Here is a 15,333-nt window from a genome sequence, read left to right as displayed (position 1 = left end):
CGATGAACCGCTATGACCGCCGAGCGCCCCCGCCGCGCCGCCCGGCCTTCCCGCGGGAAGGACGAGGGTGGGCTCGACTTCCTCACGCCCGTCGGGCGGGAGAACCTGACCGGGCGCGTCTATGGCGAATTGCGCATGGCGCTGCTGGAAGGACGGATGCAGCCGGGGCAGCGGCTCAAGATCCGCGACCTGGCGCAGGCGCTCGGCGTATCCGAGACGCCGGTGCGCGAGGCGGTGATGCAGCTGGTGCGCGAGCGCGCGCTGCGCATGGAACAGGCCAAGGCGATCACCGTCGCGGGGCTGACGCTGGCGCAGTACCTCGAATTGCGCGAGGTGCGCGCGGCGCTCGAGGGCCTGGCCGCCGAGCACGCGGCGCAGCGCATCTCGGATGCCGAGATCCGTGCCCTGGAACGCGCGCATGCCGAGCTGGTGCGCGCGGAGGAGGCCGGCGAGGCCGCGCCGGCGATCCGCGCCAACTGGCGCTTCCACCATGGCCTGTATCGGGCGTCGGCGATGCCCGAACTGCTCGCCGTCATCGAAGGCATCTGGCTGCGCAACGGGCCGATGCTGAACCACCTCTACCCGCATGCGCGGCCGACCTATCCGGGACGGCACCGGCATCTCGACATCCTCGACGGGCTGCGCGCGCGCGATGCCGCGGCGACGCGCGCCGCTGTCGTCGCGGACATGATCGAGGGCGGGGAGGGGCTGGTGCGGCACCTCGCCGCGCTCGAGGCCGCCGCGCCCCGCCCCCGCTGACCCATTGGAACACCCCATGGACGACACCGCTTCGCCGACCCCGCGCAACCATCGCGATGCCGCGCTGCGGGACCGCGCGCGCCAGGTCATCCCGGGCGGGCTCTGGGGGCACCTCAACGCCGCCAACCTGCCGGCCGGCTACCCGCAATACTTCGCGCGCGCCGAGGGCTGCCGGCTGTGGGACGTGGATGGGCGGGAGGTGGTCGACTTCATGTGCGCCTGGGGGCCGGTGGTGCTCGGCCACCATCATCCGGCGGTGGAGGAGGCGGCGCGGCGCCAGGCGGCACTCGGCGACTGCATGAACGGCCCGGCGCCGGTGCTGGTGGACCTCGCCGAGATGCTGGTCGCCACCATCCCGCATGCCGATTGGTGCCTGCTGGAGAAGAACGGGACGGATGCGACGACGGCCTGCGTGACCATCGCGCGCGCCGGCACGGGGCGGCGCAAGGTGCTGGTCGCGCGCGGGTCCTATCACGGGGCGGTGCCGTGGTGCTCGCCGTCGCGCGCCGGCGTGACGGCCGAGGACCGGGCGCATATCGCTTATTACGACTACAACGACGTCGCCTCGGTGCAGGCGGCGGCGGAGCAGGCGAAGGGCGACCTCGCGGCGATCATCGTCACCGCCTTCCGCCACGACATGGCGCGCGCGCTGGAACTGCCCGATCCCGCCTTCGCGCAGGCGCTGCGCGAGATCTGCGACCGCGAGGGCGCGGCGCTGATCCTGGACGACGTGCGCGCGGGATTCCGGCTGGACCTCGGCGGGTCCTGGGAGACGGTCGGCGTGCGGCCGGACCTCGCGGCCTACAGCAAGGCGATCGCGAACGGGCATGCGCTGGCGGCCGTCACGGGCGCGGAGCGGTTCCGCGAGGCGGTGACCAAGGTCTACACGACCGGGTCCTTCTGGTGCGCGGCGGTGCCGATGGCGGCCGCCCTCGCGACGCTGCAGGAGCTGCACCGCATCGACGGCCCGGCGCGGATGCGCGCGATGGGGGAGCGGCTGCGCACGGGGCTCGATGCGCTCTCGGCGCGACACGGCGTGACGATCCGCCAGTCCGGCCCAGCGCAGATGCCGCTGGTGCTGTTCGAGGGCGACGAGGGCTCCCGCCTCGGCAACGCCTTCTGCTCCGCGGCGCTCGAGGCGGGCGCCTACTTCCACCCGCGGCACAACATGTTCCTCTCCTGCGCGCATACCGAGGCCGACATCGACCGCGCCTTGCAGGCGGCCGATGCGGGCTTCGCGGCGGTGGCGCGGCTCGGCTAGGCCAATGGCGGGCGGTGCTGCGCCCAGGGACGGTCCTGTTCCAGCAGGGCGCCGAGGCGCAGCACGTCCATGTCCCGCCCCCAGGGGCCGACGATCTGCACCGCGGTCGGCAGGCCGTCTGCGGCGAAGCCTGAGGGCACCGACAGCGCCGGATGGCCGGTGAGGTTGAAGGGATACATGTAGCTGGACCAGCCCTGGCGGGTGATGCCGCATTTCTCGCCCTCGACCACGACCTCGTCATTGGCGGCGTCGAAATCCGCGGGCAGGGCGGTGCGCGTCAGCGTCGGCGTGACGAGGACGTCGTAGCGGTCGAACAGGGCCTGGATGGCGCGGAACAGGCGGGTGCGGGCGAATTGTGCCTCGCGGAATTCCTTGAGCGAGAACGTGCCGCCGCGTTCCATGAAGGCGAGCAGCACCGGGTCCATCCGGTTGTGCCATTCCGGCAGGTATTGCGCGCAGGAAACCGCGAAGCCGGCCTGGTACATGATGCGGCCGGGGAACTCCATCCAGTCGATGGCGTCGGTGACTTCCTCGACGAGCGCGCCGCGCGCGACGAAGGCTTCGAGCGAGGCGATGGTGTTCGCCGCCATCTCCATCTGCACGCGGGCATTGCAGGCGCGCGGGATGTAGCCGATGCGCAGCCCGTGCAGGTCGCCGCCGATCCATGATGGCGAGACGGGCGCGAGGCCAGGCCCGCGGAGGCTCTGCGCGTCGCGCCCGCTGGGCCCCGCGATGACCGAGAGCATCACCGCCGCATCCGTCACCGTGCGCGTCAGCGGCCCGGCATAGACGTTGTTCGCGAAGGTGTCGGCGGAGGCTTCCCACGGCACGCTGCCGAGCGTCGCCTTGTGCCCGACGACGCCGCAGCAGGCTGCCGGGATGCGCACCGATCCCGCACCGTCGGTGCCGAGGCCGAGCGGCCCCAGCCCCGCCGCCACCGCGGCCGCCGCGCCGCCCGAGGACCCGCCGGTGGTGCGCGACAGGTCCCAGGGGTTGCGCGTGGTGCCGAAGGCGGGCCCGTCGGTCAGGCCCTTGTGGCCGAACTCCGACATGGTGGTCTTGCCGAGCAGGATCGATCCCGCCTCCCGCAGCCGCGTCACTGTGACGTCGTCGCGGGCCGGAACGTTGTCGGCGAAGATCGCCGAACCATGCGTGGTCCGGACGCCGGCCGTGTCGACCTGGTCCTTCACATGCACGGGAACGCCGTGCAGCGGGCCGAGCGGCGCGCCGTCCATCACCGCCTGTTCCGCCTTGCGCGCGGCGTCCATCGCCTGGTCGTGCAGCACGGTGACGAAGGCGTTGATCCGCGGCTGCTCGCGGTCGATCGCGCCGAGCACGGCGCGGGTCAGTTCCACGGGCGAGAGCGCCTTGCGGCTGATCAGCGCGGCGGCACGCGTGGCCGGCATGAAGAGCAGTTCGGTGTCGGCCATGGTCGCGAATCCTCCTTGCGCCGTGCCAATGTCAGGGTGCAGGCTGGCATAGGATATATCGAAAGGCGAGGCACCGACCCGCCGCCGCGGAGAGGAAGGAAGAATGTCCGTCATGGAAACCAGCCGCCGCGGGGTCCTTGCGGGCGGCGCCGCGATCACTGCCTCCGGCATCATCCGCCCGCGCGAGGCGCGCGCAGAACGCCAGCTTAACGTGGTGCTGGAATCCGAGGTGGTCATCCTCGACCCCTACATGACCACCGCAGCGATAACGCGGACCTTCGGCTTCCACATCTTCGACACGCTGTTCGCGATGGACGGCCAGGGTCGCATCCAACCGCAGATGGCCGAAGGGCACACGGTATCCGCCGACCGCCTGACCTGGACCTTCACGCTGCGCCCCGGACTGAAGTTCCACGACAACCAGCCGGTCACGGCGACCGATGTCGTCGCTTCGCTGGAACGCTGGATGCCGAAGGACGCGCTGGGGCGGATGCTGCGCGACGCGCAGGCCGGGCTCGTGGCCAAGGATGCGCGCACGATCGAGCTGACGCTGAAGCGCCCCTTCCCGCTGGTGCTCGAGATCCTGGGAAAGCCGAATGCGCCGGTGCCCTTCATCCTGCCCGAGCGGATCGCGCGCACGCCGGCCGACCAGCGCATCACCGAGATCGTCGGGTCCGGGCCCTTCCGCTTCCGCCCTGATCTCTGGCGGCCGGGCAACGTCATGGTGCTCGATCGCTTCGCCGGCTACGTGCCGCGCGAGGAAGCGCCGGACTTCCTCGCCGGCGGCAAGCGCGTGAAGATCGACAGCATCGCGCTGCGCGTCATGCCGGACCAGGTGACCGCGGCGACCGCGCTGATCGCCGGCGAGATCGACTACCAGCAATACGTGCCCTTCGACATGATCGACCGGCTGGAGCGGGCGCGGAACGTTCGGCTGCTCTCGCTGGGCGGGCTGCACCAGTTCCAGGGCAATTATCGCCTCAACCACGCCTTCGCGCCCTTCGACGATCCGGAGGTGCGGCGGGTGCTGTGGAAGCTCGCGGACCAGGACGGCGCGCTGCAGGCGATCGGCATCCCGCCGCGTTTCCGCACGGCGTGCAATTCCTTCTGGATGTGCGGCACGCCGCTGACGACCGATGCGGGGGCGGAGCTCGCGCGGCTGTCGGTCGAGCAGGCCAAGGCGGAGCTCGCGCGCACCTCCTATCGCGGGCAGCCGGTCATCTTCCTCGGCGTCGGCGGGTCCATCTCCCAGGTCGCGGCGGCGGTGCTGATCCAGAACATGAAGCAGGCGGGCTTCACGGTGGACGAGCAGGTGATGGACTGGGGCACGGTGCTCGCCCGGCGCGCGCGGCGCGATGGATGGAGCATGTTCTCGGTCTACTCGAACGGCGTCGACATGATGTCCCCGCTGACGCACTTCTACACCGCGAACACCTGCGCCGATTATCCTGGCTGGTCGTGCGACGACCGCATCCCTGCGCTGATGCGGCAGTTCGTCGACACCGAAGCCGCCGATGACCGCAAGCGCATCGCGGCGGAGATCCAGCGCCTGTCCTATGCGCTGACGCCGGCGGTGATGTGGGGGCAGTTCACCATCCCGGCGGCCTATCGGTCGTCCTTGAGCGGGCTGATCGAATCCTCCTTCCCGATGTTCTGGAACGTCGAGAAGGCGTGACGCGCCAGGCCGTGACTTGCCGGACCGGCGGTTGCGGGCCGAACATCTCCGCGCGCAAGTGAGGCTGGACCATGGACCTGGATGAGATCGGCTATCTCGGCGTGCGGGACCTCGGCGCGCTGTACCGGGCGCGCAAGCTCTCGCCGGTGGAGGTGGCCAAGGCCGTCCTCGCGCGCATGGAGACGATCGAGCCGCGCGTGAACGCCATGATGCGCCTGACGCCGGACCATGCCCTGGCGGCGGCGCGGCGCTCGGAACAGGTCTTCATGCAATGCGACGCGCCGCGGCTGCTCGAAGGCATTCCCGTCACCATCAAGGACCTGCAGCACACCAAGGGCGTGCAGACGGATTTCGGCACCGCCATCCTGCAGGGCACCATCCCGGACGTGGATGCGCCCTGCGTCAGTCGGCTGCTCGCGGCCGGCGGCATGATGATGGGCAAGACGACCTCGGCCGGTGAATGGGGCTGGAAGGGCGTCAGCCAGGCGCAGATCTCGGGCATCACGCACAATCCCTGGGGCAAGGGGCTGAATGCCGGCGCGTCGTCCTCTGGCGCTGGTGTCGCGGCGGCCTGCGGCTACGGGCCGCTGCACCAGGGCGGCGATGGGGCGGGGTCGATCCGGATGCCGGCGCATTTCTCCGGCGTCTATGGGCTGAAGCCGACGCATGGGCGCGTGCCCAACTGGCCGATGTCGAACAACGACCTCGCCACCCATATCGGCCCGCTGACGCGCACGGTCGAGGACGCGGCGCTGATGACCCAGGCGATGGCGGGGCCGCATCCCTGGGACTGCACCTCGCTCGAGACGCCACCGCAGGATTATGCGGGCGCGCTCAGGGGCGCGAGCATGAAGGGCAGGCGGATCGCCTACACCCGCGACCTGGGGCATGCGCGCGTCGACCCGGAGGTCGCCGAGGTCGTCGAACGCGCGGTCAAGGTCTTCGCGGAGATGGGCGCTGAGATCGAGGAGGTGACGCCGTCCTGGGGCCCGCTCGGCCCCGAGCTGGTGCGCTTCTTCTGGCCGGCCACCTTCTCGGGCCGCATCGCCAGCCTGCCGGAGTTCGAGAGCCGCATGGATCCTGGCTTCGTAGCGATGATCAAATACGCCTCGGGCTTCTCCGCGTCGCAGTTCATGCAGATGCGCCTGCGCCGCTTCGACTACATCCAGAAGATCCACGAATTCATGGAGGGCTACGATTTCCTGCTCTCACCGGCGGTGAGCGTCGCCGCCTTCCCCGCCGACCGGCTGCAGCCCGAGCACTGGCCGCAGCATGAATGGGACTGGCTGATGTGGGCGGAGTTCTCCTACCCCTTCAACTGGTCCGGCAGCCCGGCGGCGAGCGTGCCCTGCGGATTCACGCCCGCCGGCCTGCCGGTCGGGCTGCAGATCGTCGGGCGGCGCTTCGACGACCTCGGCGTGCTGCAGGCATCCGCCGCCTTCGAGGAAGCCCGCCCCTGGGCGCAGCACAGGCCGCCCCTCGCGCAATAGAACCTTCAGCCAACAGCGGAGAGTGAGTGCCATGAAGCGTCGCGACTTCCTTGCCACCGCCGCGGCTGGTGCCGCCTCGCTCTCCGCCCCGGCGGGCGCGCAGCAGCGCACCACGGTGCGCTTCGTGCCGCAGGCGGATCTCGCGCTGCTCGACCCGGTCTTCACGACCGGCCTGGTCACGCGGAACCATGGCTTCCTCGTCTTCGACCAGCTCTACGGCCTCGACGACAGCTTCATGCCGCAGCCGCAGATGGTCGAGGGGCATGTCATCGAGAATGACGGCAAGACCTGGAAGCTGACGCTGCGCGAGGGGCTGCGCTTCCACGACGGCACGCCGGTGCTGGCGCGCGACGCGGTGGCCAGCATCAATCGCTGGATGCAGACCGACGCCTTCGGGCAGACGCTGCGCGCGGCGACCGAGGAGTTGAGCGCGCCGTCGGACAAGGTGATCCAGTTCCGGCTGAAGAAGCCCTTCCCGCTGCTGCCGTCGGCGCTCGCCAAGCCGTCCGCCTTCTGTCCGGTGATGCCGGAACGTCTGGCCTCCACGCCGGTCAACGTGCAGGTCACGGAGATGGTGGGCAGCGGGCCGTTCCGCTACATCGCCGGCGAGCGTGTCGCCGGCGCGCGCAACGTCTATGAGAAGTTCACCGGCTACGTCCCGCGATCCTCCGGCACGCCGAGCTTCGCGGCCGGACCCAAGATCGCCTACGTCGACCGCGTGGAGTGGGTGACGCTGCCCGACGCCGCGACCGCCGCCGCCGCACTGCAATCGGGCGAGGTGGACTGGTGGGAGCAGCCGCAGCCCGACCTGCTGCCGCTGCTGCGCCGCAACCGCAACATCCTGGTCGAGGCGAAGGAACGCGGCGGCCTGATGGGCATGATCCGCTTCAACCACCTGGTGCCGCCCTTCGACAATCCGGCGATCCGCCGCGCCTTTCTCGCCGGCGTGAACCAGACCGAATACATGCAGGCCGTGATGGGGGAGGAGCGGTCGCTGTGGAACGACCGCTGCGGCTTCTTCCTGCCCGGCAGCCCGCTCGCGACCGAGGCGGGGCTCGAGGTGATGGCCGGCCCGCGGAGCTTCGACAAGGTGAAGCGGGACCTCGAGGCCGCGGGCTACAAGGGCGAGCGCGTCGTCTTCGTCGTGCCGACCGACCTGCCGTCGCTGAATGCGATGAGCCAGCTCGCCGCCGACATGTTCCGCAAGGTCGGCATCAACCTCGACTACCAGGCGCTCGACTGGGGCACGGTGCTGCCGCGGCTGAACAATCGCGAGGGCCTGGACCGCGGCGGCTGGAGCGTGTGGTGCAACTACATCCCCGGCATCATCGCGACCTCGCCGGCGACGCAATCCTATGTGCGCGGCCTTGGCCGCAACGGGCCCTTCGGCTGGCCGACCTCCGCGCGCATCGAGGCGCTGCGCGACGAGTTCATGGATGCCGGCACGCTCGAGGCGCAACAACGCATCACCCGCGACATCCAGGTCCAGGCCTGGGAGGACGTGCCCTACATCCCGACCGGCGCCTGGATGCAGCCCTTCGCCTTCCGGCGGAGCATCACCGGAATGCTCAACGGCTTCCCGCTGTTCCACAACATCCGGAAGGGGTGAGGCGGCGCCCCTCGGGGACTTATTGTTGACAATCTGGCCCTGAAGGGGTCATCTGCGGCCCGGTTTCGGGTCGATCCCGCCGGATTGTCGACACATGAACAAGGCGCTGACACTGCCGATCGAGGCTGCGGCCGAGGGCGAGACGCTCTCGGACCATGCCTTTCGCCAGCTGCAGTCGGCCATCGTCCGGGGTGACATCGCCCCGGGCAGCAAGATCTCCGAGCCCGAGCTCGCGCGCGCCTATGGCATCAGCCGAGGGCCGCTGCGGGAGGCGCTGCACCGCCTCGAAGGGCAGAAGCTGCTGGTCCGGGTGCCCCATGCGGGCGCGCGCGTCGTCTCGCTGAGCCTGCAGGAACTGAGCGAGCTGTATGAGATCCGTGAGGCGTTGGAAGGCAGCGCCTGCCGCCTGGCGGCCGAACGCATGCGCCCGGAGCAGATCCAGGATTTGCGCAACGTGCTGCAGGCGCATGAGCGCGACGAGGCCTTCCAGGCTGGGCGCGGCTACTACCAGCAGGAAGGCGACTACGACTTCCACTACCGGATCGTGCAGGGCAGCGGAAACGGGATGCTGATCCGGCTGCTGTGCGACGAGCTCTACCAGCTCGCGCGCATGTACCGCATCCAGTACTCGACCTTGCCGAACCGGCCGCGCCAGGCCTTCGCCGAGCACCACCGCATCCTGGACGCCATCGCCGAGCGCGACGGCGAACTGGCCGAGATGCTGATGCGCCGGCACATCCGCGCATCCCGCCTCAACATCGAACGACAGATCGCCGGGGCCAGCCCGGCGGGGAGCGAGCCATGAACACGCAATACCGCAAGCCCCTGCCCGGAACGGGCCTCGACTGGTTCGACGCGCGCGCCGCCGTCGAGGCGATCGCGCCCGGCTCCTATGATGGGCTGCCCTATACCTCCCGCGTGCTGGCGGAGAACCTGGTGCGCCGCTGCGAGCCGGGGCTGCTGACCGATGCGTTGAAGCAGCTGATCGAGCGCAAGCGCGACGTCGACTTCCCCTGGTATCCCGCGCGCGTGGTCTGCCACGACATCCTCGGCCAGACGGCGCTGGTGGACCTGGCGGGCCTGCGCGACGCGATCGCTGAGAAGGGCGGCGACCCGTCCAAGGTGAACCCGGTCGTGCCCGTGCAGCTGATCGTCGACCACTCGCTCGCCGTCGAGCATGCCGGCTTCGAGAAGGACGCCTTCACGAAGAACCGCGCCATCGAGGATCGCCGCAACGAGGACCGCTTCCACTTCATCGAGTGGACGCGCCACGCCTTCGAGAACATGGAGATCGTCCCGCCCGGCAACGGCATCATGCACCAGATCAACCTGGAGCGGATGTCGCCGGTCATCTACACGCAGGACGGCGTCGCCTTCCCCGACACGCTGGTCGGCACCGACAGCCACACGCCGCATGTCGATGCGCTCGGCGTCATCGCCATCGGCGTCGGCGGGCTCGAGGCCGAGAACGTCATGCTCGGCCGGGCGTCCTGGATGCGGCTGCCGGACATCGTGGGCGTGGAGCTGACCGGCAAGGCGCAGCCCGGCATCACGGCGACCGATATCGTGCTGACGCTGACCGAGTTCCTGCGCAAGGAAAAGGTCGTCGGCGCCTATCTGGAATTCTACGGGCCCGGCGCGTCGAGCCTGACGCTTGGCGATCGCGCGACGATCTCGAACATGGCGCCGGAATACGGTGCGACCGCCGCTATGTTCTCCATTGACCAGCAGACCATCGACTATTTGCGTCTGACCGGGCGCGAGGACGCGCAGGTGAAGCTGGTGGAGACCTACGCCAAGGCCGCCGGGTTGTGGTCCGACACGCTGGCCAAGGCGCTGTATGAACGCGTGCTGCGCTTTGACCTGTCCACCGTGGTGCGCACCCTGGCCGGGCCGTCGAACCCGCATCGCCGCCTGCCGGTCTCGGACCTCGCGGCGCGCGGAATCGCGGCGCCGGTGACGCAGGAAGGCAGCCTGATGCCGGATGGCGCGGTGATCATCGCGGCCATCACTTCCTGCACCAACACGTCCAACCCGCGCAATGTGATTGCGGCTGGCCTGCTGGCGCGCAACGCCCGCCGCGCGGGACTGACGCGCAAGCCCTGGGTGAAGTCCTCGCTCGCGCCGGGGTCCAAGGCGGTGGCGCTGTACCTCGATGAGGCTGGGCTGACCGAGGACCTGGAGGCGCTCGGCTTCGGCGTCGTCGCCTTCGCCTGCACAACCTGCAACGGCATGTCGGGTGCGCTGGATCCGAAGATCCAGCAGGAGATCATCGACCGCGACCTCTATGCGACCGCGGTGCTGTCGGGGAACCGCAACTTCGACGGGCGCATCCATCCCTACGCGAAGCAGGCGTTCCTGGCCTCGCCGCCGCTGGTCGTGGCCTATGCCATCGCGGGGACCATCCGCTTCGACATCGAGCGCGACGTTCTCGGCGTGGATGCGAACGGCAAGGAGACCCGGCTCAAGGACATCTGGCCGAGCGATGCGGAGATCGACGCCGTCGTCGCCGCGGCCGTGAAGCCGGAGATGTTCCGCAAGGTTTACGCGCCGATGTTCGGCAACAAGGGCGCGCGGCGGAAGGTCAGCCCGCTCTATGACTGGCGGCCGCAGAGCACCTACATCCGCCGCCCGCCCTATTGGGAAGGCGCGCTGGCAGGGGAACGCACGCTGCGCGGCATGCGCCCGCTCGCGGTGCTCGGCGACAACATCACCACCGACCATCTCTCGCCGTCGAACGCCATCCTGCTGGACAGCGCGGCGGGCGAGTACCTGGCACGCATGGGCCTACCGGAGGAGGATTTTAATTCCTACGCCACCCATCGCGGCGACCACCTGACGGCGCAGCGCGCGACCTTCGCCAACCCGACGCTGATGAACGAGATGGTGCGCAAGGAGGACGGCAGCGTGCGCAAGGGATCCCTCGCGCGCGTCGAGCCGGACGGCAAGGTCATGCGCATGTGGGAAGCGATCGAGACCTACATGGAACGCCGCCAGCCGCTGATCATCGTGGCGGGGGCCGATTACGGCCAGGGCTCCTCGCGCGACTGGGCGGCGAAGGGCGTGCGGCTTGCGGGCGTGGAAGCCATCGTCGCCGAGGGCTTCGAGCGCATCCACCGCACCAACCTCATCGGCATGGGCGTGCTGCCGCTGGAGTTCAAGCCGGGCACCACCCGGCTCACGCTCGGCCTCGACGGCACCGAGACCTATGACGTGACGGGCGCGCGCACGCCGCGCGCGGACCTCACGCTCGTGATCCATCGCCGCGACGGCACGACGACGCAGGTGCCGGTCACCTGCCGGCTCGACACCGCCGAGGAGGTTTCGATCTACGAGGCCGGCGGCGTGCTGCAGCGCTTCGCGCAGGACTTCCTGGAAGCCGAGGCGGCGCCGCAGGGCCGCCAGGCGAGCTGACCCCGAACGCCGAGATCGCAGGAAACGACCATGGGTTTCACACCGCAGATCAAGATCCCTGCCACCTACATGCGCGGCGGCACCAGCAAGGGCGTGTTCTTCGTGCTCGAGGACCTGCCCGAGGTGGCGCGCGTTCCCGGTCCCGCACGCGACCGGCTGCTGCTGCGCGTGATCGGCAGCCCCGATCCCTATGGCAAGCAGACCGACGGCATGGGGGCGGCGACGTCGAGCACGAGCAAGACCGTCATCCTCAGCCGCAGCACGCGGCCGGACCATGACGTCGACTACCTGTTCGGTCAGGTGTCGATCGACAAGCCCTTCGTCGACTGGTCGGGCAATTGCGGCAATCTCTCGGCCGCGGTCGGGCCCTTCGCGATCCGCAACGGCCTGGTCGATCCCGCGCGCATCCCGCGCGACGGCACCGCGATCGTGCGCATCTGGCAGGCGAATATCGGCAAGACCATCGTCTCCCACGTGCCGATGACCAATGGCGAGGTGCAGGAGACCGGCGACTTCGAGCTCGATGGCGTGACCTTCCCCGCCGCCGAGGTCCAGCTGGAGTTCATGGACCCGGCCGACGACAGCGATGGCGGGTCGATGTTCCCCACCGGCAACCTGGTGGACACGCTGGAGGTGCCGGGCGTCGGGACCTTCCAGGCGACCATGATCAATTCCGGCATCCCGACGATCTTCCTCAACGCGGATGCACTGGGCTTCACCGGCACGGAACTGCAGGACGACATCAACGGCGACGCGGCGCTGCTCGCGAAGCTCGAGACGATCCGCGCGCATGGCGCGGTGCGCATGGGCCTGATCAAGTCGGTCGAGGAGGCCGCCGGGCGTCAGCACACGCCGAAGGTCGCCTGGGTCGCTCCGCCGAAGGATTATGTTGCCTCCAGCGGCAAGGCGATCGGCGCCGGCGATGTGGACCTGCTGGTGCGGGCGATGTCGATGGGCAAGCTGCACCACGCGATGATGGGCACGGCGTCCGTCGCCATCGCGACCGCGGGCTGCGTGCCGGGCACGCTGGTGAACCTCGCGGCCGGCGGCGGCGAGCGCGAGGCGGTGCGCTTCGGCCATCCGTCCGGCACCTTGCGCGTGGGGTCCAAGGCGCAGCAGGTGAACGGCCAATGGACCGTCACCAAGGCGATCATGAGCCGCAGCGCGCGCGTGCTGATGGAAGGCCGCGTGCACGTCCCCTTCGCGGGGTGATTGACGCGGCGCCGCCGCCCCTGCACGACTGGGTTTCGCCGTGCAGGGGATATGCGTGACATGACCGGATCCGTCGCTGACCTTGGGGATGGGCAGCGGTCCGCGGCGAGCGAAACGCTGACGCTCCCCGGCCTGGGCGCGGAAGCCGAGATCCTGGTGGATCGCTGGGGCATCCCGCACATCTACGCCGCGTCCCAGCGCGATGCCTTCTTCGTGCAGGGCTTCAACGCCGCACGCGACCGGCTTTGGCAGATCGACCTGTGGCGCAAGCGCGGACTCGGGTTGATGGCGGGCGATCTCGGCCCGGCCTATGTCGAGCGCGACCGCGCCGCGCGGCTGCTGCTGTATCGCGGCGACATGGCGGCCGAATGGGCCTGCTATGGCGCCGAGGCGGAGGCGCGCACCGCGGCGTTCGTCGCCGGCATCAACGCCTATGTCGACCTGGTGGAGCGCGAGCCTTCGCGCCTGCCGCTGGAGTTCCGCCTGCTCGGCACACGGCCCGCACGCTGGGCGCCGGAGGACGTGGTGCGATGCCGCGCCCATGCCCGCGTCCGCAACCTCGATTCCGAGGTGACGCGAGCGAACATCATCGCGCGCTTCGGCATCGAGGCCGACCGCCTGCACAAGGGGCTGCAGCCGGAATGGCGGCTGCAGCTTCCCGACGGCTTCGAACCGCACGCCATTCCGCCCGAGGTGCTGCGCACCTATCTGCTCGGCTGCGAACCGCATCCGATCGATGGTGCGGATCCGGCGCAGATGCTGGCGGAGGCCGGCGAGTGGGGCAGCAACAACTGGGCGCTGGCGCCGTCGCGCACGACGACCGGCCGCGCCATCCTCGCGAGCGATCCGCATCGCGTGCACGACCAGCCTTCGCTGCGCTACGTCGCGCATCTCTCGGCGCCGGGGCTCGACGTGATCGGGGCAGGGGAACCGGCGATCCCGGGCGTCAGCCTCGGGCACAACGACCGGCTGGCCTTCTCGCTGACCATCCATCCGTCGGACCAGGAAGACCTCTACGTCTATGAGCTGAACGAGGCGGATCCCGATCTCTATCGCTACGGCGAGGGATGGGAGCGGATGCGCGTGGTCACGGAGCACATCCCGGTACGCGACGGGGACGCGGTGGCGACGGAACTGCGCATCACGCGCCACGGCCCGGTGCTGCATGTCGATCGCGCGGCGCGCCGCGCCTATGCGCTGCGCAGCGTGTGGTGGGAGCCCGGCACGGCGGCCTATATGGCGAGCCTCGCCTACCTCACCGCGCGCAACGTCGCGGAGTATCGCGACGCCCTCGAAGGCTGGGGCGCGCCCTCGACGAATCATGTCGTCGCCGATGTCGACGGGCATATCGCCTGGCAGGCGGCGGCGAAGATTCCCGTGCGCCCGAACTGGGACGGGCTGCTGCCCGTGCCGGGCGACGGGCGGTACGAGTGGGCGGGGACGATCCAGGCCTCGACCCTGCCGGGCACCAACGATCCGGCCGCCGGCTGGGTCGGGTCCGCCAACCAGATGAACCTGCCGCCCGAATTCGACTACAGGCGCCACAAGACCGGCTTCGAATGGACCGACGTCGCCCGCTATGCGCGCCTGTCGGAGTCGCTCACGGGCGAGAAGCGCTGGTCGGTCGAGGAGACGCTGGCGCTGCAGACCGACGTGCTGAGCGTGCCGGCGCGGCGGCTCGGCGCGCTGCTCACCGCGGCGCGGGGCGAGGCGGCGGCGGAGGCGCGCGCCTTCCTCGCGGGCTGGGACCATCGCCTCACGGCCGGCAGCGGCCCGGCGGCGCTGTTCGAGATCTGGTTCACCAACCATCTCATGCCCGGCATCCCGAAGCGGCTGGGGCCCGCGGGCCTCGCGCCGCTGGTGAGCGTGCCGGACACGCAGCTCTATCTGGAGCTGCTCGAGGCCGCGACGGATCCGGGCTTCGGCGCCGATCCCAAGGCGGCGCGCGATGCGCTGCTGCTCGACACCCTCGCCGCCGCATGGGCCGAGGCGCGGCAGCGCATGGGGGAGGACACCGGAGGCTGGAGCTGGGGCCGCATCCATCAGGGTTATTTCAGCCATCCGCTGTCGCGCCTGGCACCGCCGGAGCTCGCGGCGCGGCTCGATGTCGGACCGGCGCCGAAGGCCGGATCGAACCTGACGATCAACAATAACGGCTATCGCGGCAGCGACTTCCGGGTCATGTCGGGCGTGTCCTGGCGGATGGTGCTCGACGTCGGCAACTGGGATGCGAGCTGGACGATCAACGCGCCCGGCCAGTCCGGCGATCCCGCGAGCCCGCATTATTGCGACCTGTTCCGGCTCTGGGCAGAGGATCGTTACGTACCGATGCTCTACAGCCGCGCGGCGGTGGAGGCGGCGACCGAATCGCGCATCAGGCTGCTGCCCGGGGTGCTGAAAGCGGCTTGACCGGCCGGGCCTGCCGACAAGCGACTCGGCCCGCTTTATCCGCCGTTCAAACGACGATAGGACCATCCATCGCT

Annotated in this window: 10 protein-coding genes; 9 read left to right on the top strand and 1 reads right to left on the bottom strand. The window is 69.9% G+C overall.

Annotated elements, in window-relative coordinates:
* Positions 1 to 12: 12 nt before the first annotated feature.
* Complete coding sequence (locus tag GWK15_RS18425; RefSeq protein ID WP_168042844.1) at positions 13 to 759, top strand: GntR family transcriptional regulator; 747 nt, start codon at positions 13 to 15, stop codon at positions 757 to 759.
* Between the two features lie 16 nt (positions 760 to 775).
* Positions 776 to 2,020, top strand: a complete 1,245-nt coding sequence (locus tag GWK15_RS18420) for an aminotransferase class III-fold pyridoxal phosphate-dependent enzyme (RefSeq protein ID WP_168042843.1) — start codon at positions 776 to 778, stop codon at positions 2,018 to 2,020.
* On the opposite strand, the gene GWK15_RS18415 is transcribed toward GWK15_RS18420, so the two are convergent.
* On the bottom strand, positions 2,017 to 3,450 hold the full coding sequence (locus tag GWK15_RS18415; RefSeq protein ID WP_168042842.1) for an amidase: 1,434 nt from the start codon (positions 3,448 to 3,450) through the stop codon (positions 2,017 to 2,019). The genes GWK15_RS18420 and GWK15_RS18415 overlap by 4 nt on opposite strands.
* Positions 3,451 to 3,553: 103 nt before the next feature.
* Here GWK15_RS18415 and GWK15_RS18410 point away from each other — a divergent pair, with 103 nt between their 5' ends.
* From GWK15_RS18410 to GWK15_RS18380, 7 genes are all read left to right on the top strand, one after another.
* The gene (locus GWK15_RS18410; protein ID WP_168042841.1) at positions 3,554 to 5,125 is read left to right on the top strand and encodes an ABC transporter substrate-binding protein; all 1,572 of its coding nucleotides are present in this window, start codon (positions 3,554 to 3,556) and stop codon (positions 5,123 to 5,125) included.
* Positions 5,126 to 5,196: 71 nt separating this feature from the next.
* The gene (locus GWK15_RS18405; protein ID WP_168042840.1) at positions 5,197 to 6,615 is read left to right on the top strand and encodes an amidase; all 1,419 of its coding nucleotides are present in this window, start codon (positions 5,197 to 5,199) and stop codon (positions 6,613 to 6,615) included.
* A gap of 31 nt (positions 6,616 to 6,646) precedes the next feature.
* Positions 6,647 to 8,224: an ABC transporter substrate-binding protein gene (locus tag GWK15_RS18400; RefSeq protein ID WP_168042839.1), complete on the top strand. Its 1,578-nt coding sequence runs from the start codon at positions 6,647 to 6,649 to the stop codon at positions 8,222 to 8,224.
* Positions 8,225 to 8,318: 94 nt separating this feature from the next.
* Entirely contained in the window at positions 8,319 to 9,029 is a 711-nt protein-coding gene (locus tag GWK15_RS18395) for a GntR family transcriptional regulator (RefSeq protein ID WP_168042838.1), read from the top strand.
* Positions 9,026 to 11,638, top strand: coding sequence for a Fe/S-dependent 2-methylisocitrate dehydratase AcnD (gene acnD / locus GWK15_RS18390; RefSeq protein ID WP_168042837.1), 2,613 nt, complete (start codon positions 9,026 to 9,028; stop codon positions 11,636 to 11,638). Before GWK15_RS18395 ends, acnD begins: the two co-directional genes overlap by 4 nt.
* Positions 11,639 to 11,668: 30 nt before the next feature.
* The gene (gene prpF / locus GWK15_RS18385; protein WP_168042836.1) at positions 11,669 to 12,850 is read left to right on the top strand and encodes a 2-methylaconitate cis-trans isomerase PrpF; all 1,182 of its coding nucleotides are present in this window, start codon (positions 11,669 to 11,671) and stop codon (positions 12,848 to 12,850) included.
* 60 nt (positions 12,851 to 12,910) lie between these two features.
* Complete coding sequence (locus GWK15_RS18380) at positions 12,911 to 15,259, top strand: penicillin acylase family protein (RefSeq protein ID WP_168042835.1); 2,349 nt, start codon at positions 12,911 to 12,913, stop codon at positions 15,257 to 15,259.
* Positions 15,260 to 15,333: the final 74 nt, after the last annotated feature.

The organism is Neoroseomonas oryzicola, assembly GCF_012163135.1.
GTDB classification, from domain to species: domain Bacteria; phylum Pseudomonadota; class Alphaproteobacteria; order Acetobacterales; family Acetobacteraceae; genus Neoroseomonas; species Neoroseomonas oryzicola.
This window is presented reverse-complemented; position numbering and strand designations above follow the sequence as displayed.

What these genes read in the sequence shown, in the direction of transcription:
- GWK15_RS18425 (WP_168042844.1), top strand. Translation starts at nt 13, where the DNA reads ATGACCGCCGAGCGCCCCCGCCGCGCCGCCCGGCCTTCCCGCGGGAAG.
- GWK15_RS18420 (WP_168042843.1), top strand. Translation starts at nt 776, where the DNA reads ATGGACGACACCGCTTCGCCGACCCCGCGCAACCATCGCGATGCCGCG.
- GWK15_RS18415 (WP_168042842.1), bottom strand. Translation starts at nt 3,450, where the DNA reads ATGGCCGACACCGAACTGCTCTTCATGCCGGCCACGCGTGCCGCCGCG.
- GWK15_RS18410 (WP_168042841.1), top strand. Translation starts at nt 3,554, where the DNA reads ATGTCCGTCATGGAAACCAGCCGCCGCGGGGTCCTTGCGGGCGGCGCC.
- GWK15_RS18405 (WP_168042840.1), top strand. Translation starts at nt 5,197, where the DNA reads ATGGACCTGGATGAGATCGGCTATCTCGGCGTGCGGGACCTCGGCGCG.
- GWK15_RS18400 (WP_168042839.1), top strand. Translation starts at nt 6,647, where the DNA reads ATGAAGCGTCGCGACTTCCTTGCCACCGCCGCGGCTGGTGCCGCCTCG.
- GWK15_RS18395 (WP_168042838.1), top strand. Translation starts at nt 8,319, where the DNA reads ATGAACAAGGCGCTGACACTGCCGATCGAGGCTGCGGCCGAGGGCGAG.
- acnD (WP_168042837.1), top strand. Translation starts at nt 9,026, where the DNA reads ATGAACACGCAATACCGCAAGCCCCTGCCCGGAACGGGCCTCGACTGG.
- prpF (WP_168042836.1), top strand. Translation starts at nt 11,669, where the DNA reads ATGGGTTTCACACCGCAGATCAAGATCCCTGCCACCTACATGCGCGGC.
- GWK15_RS18380 (WP_168042835.1), top strand. Translation starts at nt 12,911, where the DNA reads ATGACCGGATCCGTCGCTGACCTTGGGGATGGGCAGCGGTCCGCGGCG.